A 6,263-nucleotide genomic window follows, 5' to 3' on the forward strand; every position below is an offset into this window, starting at 1 on the left:
CTCGCGCTCGGGACGGGCGCCGGCGCCCTGGCGTCGGCCCGCGACGCTGCCGACCGCGCGGGTGGGCGTTGCGGTCTGCTCCAGGCGGGCGACAGCTGCGGCGGCTTCGCGGTCCTCGACGTGGACGCGGCGGGCCTGCGGGCCCTGCTGGCGGAGCGCCGTCCGGGCCGGATCCTGCTCGACCGGGACGGCGTCCCGGCGCTGGTGGACAGCCGCCCGCTGATCGGCGTCGACGCCGCCAGCACCGGCACCCTCGACCTCGGTGACGACTGGTCGGGCACCGTGGCGATCCTCGATTCGGGCGTCGACACGGCCCACGGCGATCTGGGCGACGCCCCGGACGACGACATCGACGGCCCGGCCCCGGCTGTGGGCGACGCGGCCGACTGGTTCGACGCGGCGGGGGGCTGGCCCCTCTTCGCGGGCTACAAGGTCGTGGGCTGGCACGACGTGACCGACGACTTCCCGCAGGCCGCAGGCCCCTGGGACTACCACTACCACGGCACGGCGCTGGCCTCGGTCGTCGCCGGATCCGGCCGGGTCGACCCGGACTACCGGGGCGTGAGCGCCGGTGCCCGCCTCACCGTGGTCAAGTTCTACGACTACGATCAGACCTGGCACGCCTGGGCGGGCGATTTCCTGGCGGCCTGCGACTGGCTGCTGGCGAATCACGCCACCTACCGGGTGCGGACGGTGCTGATGGCCGTCAACTGGGACGTCGACGCGGGCATCGGTGCGGCGGTCGCGGCCCTGGTCGATGCGGGTCTGCTGCCGGTGGCCGCGGCGGGCAACCAGGGCGACGACCCGGCGGGTCCGGGCTATCCCGCCCTGCTGCCGGACGTGCTCACGGTCGGGGCGGTGAACGCCGCCGGACAGGTCAGCGCCTTCAGCGGGCGCGGTCTCGCGGGGCAGGGGAAGCCCGACCTCGTGGCGCCGGGTGGCGGACTGCTGGCTGCGGGCGGACGCATCGTGGCCGCGGACAACGATCCCGACGATACGTACAGCGGCCGCTTCGGCACCAGCCTGGCCGCCGCCCACGTGGCGGGCGCGGCGGCCCTGCTCGACGAGGCCCTGCGCGAGAACGGCCTGGCCCCGGCCGCGGGACGGGCCGAGGTCCAGGCCCGGCAGTCGGTGCTGCGTCTGGCGACCGCCTTCGTGCCCGCGGCTGAGACGGCCGACGGCCTGGGCAGCGTGAACCTGCCGGCGTACTCGGGTCACGACCCGGCGCGGGGCTGGGGGCTGCTGCGCATCGACGCCGCGGTCGACGCGGTGCTGAAGCCCCTGGTGGCCGGGCGCGACGATGCGGCGAGCTTCACCTTCGACTGGACCGGGCGGGTCGCCGCCCGGCGTCTGGTCGTCTGTCCCGGCGTGCGCTATCTGGTGGAGGCCGCGCCGGCCGGCGGCCTCGACGTCTCCCTCGAGGTGGTGCGGATCGCCACCGGCGACGGGCGGGCGGCCGCACCGGACATGCTGGTCGACCAGAATCCCGCCGGCGTGTCGGAGTTCGCCTATCTCACCGCCGCACCGGGCGAGTGGACCTTCCTCGTGGCGCGCAGCCTGGGGGGCGCCGGCACGGTCACCCTGCGGCTGCGCGAAGCCGACGGCTTCAGCGCCGCGGGCGGCGTGCGCACCCTGCCCGGCGTGGGCACCGGGGCGCCCAGCTGGGGCCGGCTCGCGCCCCATGCGGGCGTGTCGCTGATCGCGCCCTCGCGGGTTCTCGTCGATCCGGTCGCGCGGTCATTGAACGTGACCGACACCTCGGGCCAGTACCGGCCGGGCTGGCCGGTCTTCGTCTTTCCCGGCGTCTCGGCCCAGGGCGGCCTGACGCAGCCCATGGTGATGGACATGGACGGGATCGCCGGCGACGAGATCGTCGTCGCGGCCGACTTCGGCTCGGTCTACTTCTTCGACGGGACGGGCGCCGTCAAGACGGTCGACCTGGCCTTCAATCGGCGCCTCACGCAGCCCGTCGGTTTCCGCACGGCGCTGGGCGGCCGGCGGGTGCTCGTCGTCGACCGGGAAGGCATCGCGCGCACCTGGTCGTGGAACGCGAGCGTGGGGGCGGCGCCGGAACCCGACGCGACGGCGACGCTCGGGCATCAGGTGCCCCTGGCGCCGGCGGCCGGCCGCCTCGGGCCCGGCACCGAGGAGAGTCTCGTGATCGCCTTCGCCGACGGCTGGCTGGGGGCGTTCGACGACCAGCTCGCCCTGCGGCCCGGTTGGCCGCGCGACCTGGGCGGCACCCTGGAGGCGCCGCCGCTGCTGGTCGATCTGGACGAGGACGGCCAGCACGAGGTGGTCCAGCCCGTGCGCGACGGTGCCAGCGGGCAGCTCGTGATGCGGGTCTTCCGGGGCGACGGCACGCCGGCCGCGTACGACGGGGTCGTGGTTCCGGCGCCGCGGGGCGGCGGTTGGCTGCAGCTCGGGTATCCGGTGGTGGCCGGGCGCTACGACACCGGCGAACTCAACGTGGCCCTGGTGGGCCTGGCCGACAACGGCCTGGCCGGCGCCGCGGCCCGCTGGTCCCTCGGCATCGGGCGCCTCTACGCCGGAGGCGCCGCCGCGGCCACCGACCTGAAGGCCTGGGAAGCGGCGGCGTCGACCGCCGAGGGGGTGCTCGACCTGCAGGGTGCCATCCTGGGGACGCCGGTGGTGTCCCCGCCGCCCGGCGCCTACGGCACCGACCTGGCGGCCCCCTTCCACGTGCAGTGGTCGGAGATCCTCTACGGCCTGACGGAGCTGCCGGCCGGGACGACGGGCTGGTGGCAGGCGGGCGTGGCCGACGATCCGCTGCTGCAGAAGACCCCGGCCAGCGTGGGCGGCGAGGAGATCGTGCCCGTGAGCCATCTCGGCGCGGCGCTCGTGCCCCTCGGCGACGGTGTCGAACTGCTGGTCGAGACCCGTGACGCGAGCCTGATGGTGACCCCGCGCTGGGCGGGCCCCGTTTCGGCCGCGACCTGGGGGCTCGCGCGGGGCGATCAGCGCAGCAGCGGCGCCTACCCGCTGCAGGAACTGACGACTCCCGCGCCCGCGCCGGCGGCGGTCCTCGGCGGCCTGCAGGCCTTCCCCAATCCGGGCTCGACGCGCATCCGTTTCCGCGCGGCCACGGGCGTGCTGCCCGGCGATGCCCAGCTCGCGGTCTACGACCTGCGGGGCCGCTGCGTGCGGCGACTCGCAGGGGCCGACGCCGCCGGCGTGCTGCAGTGGGACGGGCGCGACGGAGGCGGCCGGCGTCTCGCGGCCGGGGCCTACCTGGCCGTGGTGCGCACCGGCGGCGAGCGCTTCACCACCCGCGTGCTCCTGACCCGCTGACCCGCGCCGGGCCCGGAATTCCTGCTGCCCGGCCCGGGGGTTCCGTGGTAGATTCCGGCCATGGACAACTTCTCCTCCCACAGCGACTCCCGCGCCTCCGGACCCGCGCACGGCAGCAACTACTGGCAGCTCCTGGCTGCGGCCGCCGACGCGCTCGAGGTGGGGGACTTCCCCGCCGCCGAACGGCGCTACCGCGACGCCTGCGACCTGCGTGAGACCTCGCCGGGTCGCCGCTTCGTGACCGAGAAGATCGGCGACGGCGTGCGCCGCCTGTTCAGCCGCGCGGCCCCGGCCGGCCCCGAGGCCGCCCGCTCCGGCCGTTGGCCGCGGGCCAACCGGGCCTTCCGCGACGCGTTCGCGACGCAGGGCGAAGGCGTCGTGCGCGAAGGCGTGCGGCGGGCCGAACTGCGGCCCGAGGACGATGCCGAGACCAACCAGCCGATCCTCGAGTCGGCCCTGTTCCTCGTGGCGCGCAGCCGCCTCTTCCAGGAGGAGCCGGGCTCGGCCGTGCCCCTGCTGAAGGGGCTGTTCCGCACCGCCAGCCGCACCGGCCGGCCGTTCAGCGTCGATCTCGTCCGCCACGACCTGCCCCTCACCGAAGAGGACCGCCTGTGGATGGCCCGCAAGGGCGGCGAGCTGGTGGAGGCGTTCGTCGAGCAGGGGCACCTGCGGCCGGGCGGAGCCGAGGCCGAGGAATGGGCCGAGGTCTTCCTGCAGCTCCTGCAGTCGCGCTACTTCGGCGCGACCGGACGCCTCGAGGAGGAGCGGGCCTGGCTCGAGGCCCGCACCGCCGACCGGCTGCTGGCGCGCGGCGCCGCCAGCGTGGGCCTGTACCGGGCTTACCTGCTCGTGCATCCGGAACCCGGGCCGCGCGCCGACGAGGCGCGGGTGCGCATGCTCGAACTGCTGGCCAACGTGCACGCCATGAACTTCGCGGTGCCGCGCTATGCGGAGGCCCTGCGCTCCATGCAGTCGGCCGGACTCGCGCCGGGCAGCGCCGCCGGCGGCCGCTACGAGGACGCCATCGCGCGCATCGAGCATCGGCGGCCCGAGCCCGATCCGTCGGCGCCGACGACCCCGGCCTGGGCGTCCCTGGCCCTGGAGCCCGACGGCCGGGTGGCCATCGTCTTCTGGTGGGACAACGAGCCCCGCGATCTGGCCCACTGGGCGCCCGGCGAGGACGCCGACGCCCTCGAGGAATTCCTCGCGCCCTGCGCGGGGCGCCTGCTGGCCGCCGATGCCGCGACCCTCGGCGCCATCGACGACACCTGGCCCGCGGCCCCCGCGCCGTGGACCGCCGCCGACTACGTGGCGGCGGTCCTGGAGAGCCGCCTGCCCGCGGGTGGTCTCGAATCGGGGGCGCTGCTGCGGCTGGCCCTGGCCGAGACCGGCCCCTGGCGGGCCGGCTGGCGCCCGGACCGGGGCCACGCCGGCCTCGAGCCGCCCCACAGCTCGTCCCTGGTCGAGGCCTGGCAGCAGGGCAGCGGTGCCGGCGCGGTGCAGGCGGGGCTGCACTTCCTCGCCGTGCGCAGCCGCGTGGCCGCGGCCGACCTGGCCCTGCGCGCCGGGATCGGCGAGATGGCCCGGCGCGGCGACGCGGCCTCGGCCTTCCTCTACGGTTTCCTCATCCTCGACAGCGCCGCCCAGCGCGCGGTCGATGCGACCTTCGAGGCCTGGACCCTGCCCCTGCTGTGGACCCGCCCGGATCCCCTCGGCTGGAGCGGGGGCGGTGCGGCCCCGGCCCTGCCCGAGGCGGGACTGCGTCCGGATCTCGGCCGCAGCGACCTGACCATCGTCACCACCGGCAATCCGGCCGACGTCATCGCGGCCTGGGGCGAGGGCAAGCAGAAATGGCGCGTGGTGCTCGACCGGCTCGACCGCCTCGAGAGCCTCGGGCGCGTGGCGTCGTCGGTGGTCGGTCCGGTCACGCTCATTCCCCCCTCGGGGCGCGTGCACGACCTGGCCGAGGCCCTGGCCCTGCTCGACGAGCTCATCGCCTCGCGCGAGCCGGGCGCCGACGGGCTGCTGGCCCTCTTCCACTGGACCCGTCTGGTCGAGACCCACAACGGCGACCTGCTCGACTTCCGCCAGGTGCGGCCCCGGCCCGTCGGCGCCCTGCCGCTCCACGACCGCTACGTCGAGCGGATCGCGGGGCTGGGCACCGAGGCGCCGGCCCTCGCGAGCGGCGACGGCGGCGACGCCCTGCGCACCTGGGCCGGCCAATTCAGCCAGCGGGTGCGCAAGGCCGGACTGGTGGCGGGCACCGCGGCGCAGCTCAGCCTCGTGCCCGCCGAACTCGACGGCATGTGGGGCGTGTTCGAGGGGAGCGACGCCTCGTGGGTCTTCCTCGACAGCGCCGCCGTGCACTGGCGCCTGCATCGGCAGGGGCGCGTGGGCATCCAGGAGCTGCACGCCCTGCTGCACGGACGCGGCCGCCGCCATCTGAGCGTGCTCTCGGCCGGCGTCTGGCAGCGCACCGAACTCGAGGAGCTTCTCGGCACCTGGCTGCACGTCTACGGCAGCGCCTACTGCCTGGGCCTGACCGACACGCGGGCGCCCGTGCTGCGCCTGGTCGACCGCGGCGTGGTGCCCGAGTCGCGGCTGCAGGCGGCCGACGAATTGGCGGGACAGGTGTCCTGGATCGAACGCCGCTTCGCCGAGGAGGGCGCCGGCACGGTGCGGCTGCCCACCACCGGCCGGGCGGCGGCGTTCTGGTCGGACGTGCGCTCGGGCGAACTCGATCTGGCGGGCGACCGCTGGCATTTCCTGGCGCCCGACGGGGCGGACGCGGGCCTGCCGCGCGGCGCCCTGGTCGTGCCGGTGCTGCACAGCCTCGCCGGCGAGGACCTGCCCGTCGCCGCCGACGACACGCGCGCGGCCTGGGCCGAAGCCGACCGCCAGCGTCGCGAGTACCTGGCCTGGCGCCGCCGGCTGTGCGCCCTGGAGATCGC

At 76.0% G+C, this 6,263-nt stretch carries 2 protein-coding genes; both read left to right on the forward strand.

Annotated elements, in window-relative coordinates; translation table 11 throughout:
- Positions 1 to 3,312: S8 family peptidase (locus KDM41_16800; GenBank protein MCB1185086.1), on the forward strand; the 3,312-nt coding region annotated here is incomplete at its 5' end.
- A 60-nt stretch (positions 3,313 to 3,372) separates the two neighbouring features.
- Positions 3,373 to 6,263, forward strand: a 2,891-nt coding sequence (locus KDM41_16805; protein ID MCB1185087.1) for a hypothetical protein, incomplete at its 3' end; no start/stop codon positions are given.

The sequence above is a fragment of the bacterium genome (assembly GCA_020440705.1).
In the GTDB taxonomy this organism is placed as follows: domain Bacteria; phylum Krumholzibacteriota; class Krumholzibacteriia; order LZORAL124-64-63; family LZORAL124-64-63; genus JAGRNP01.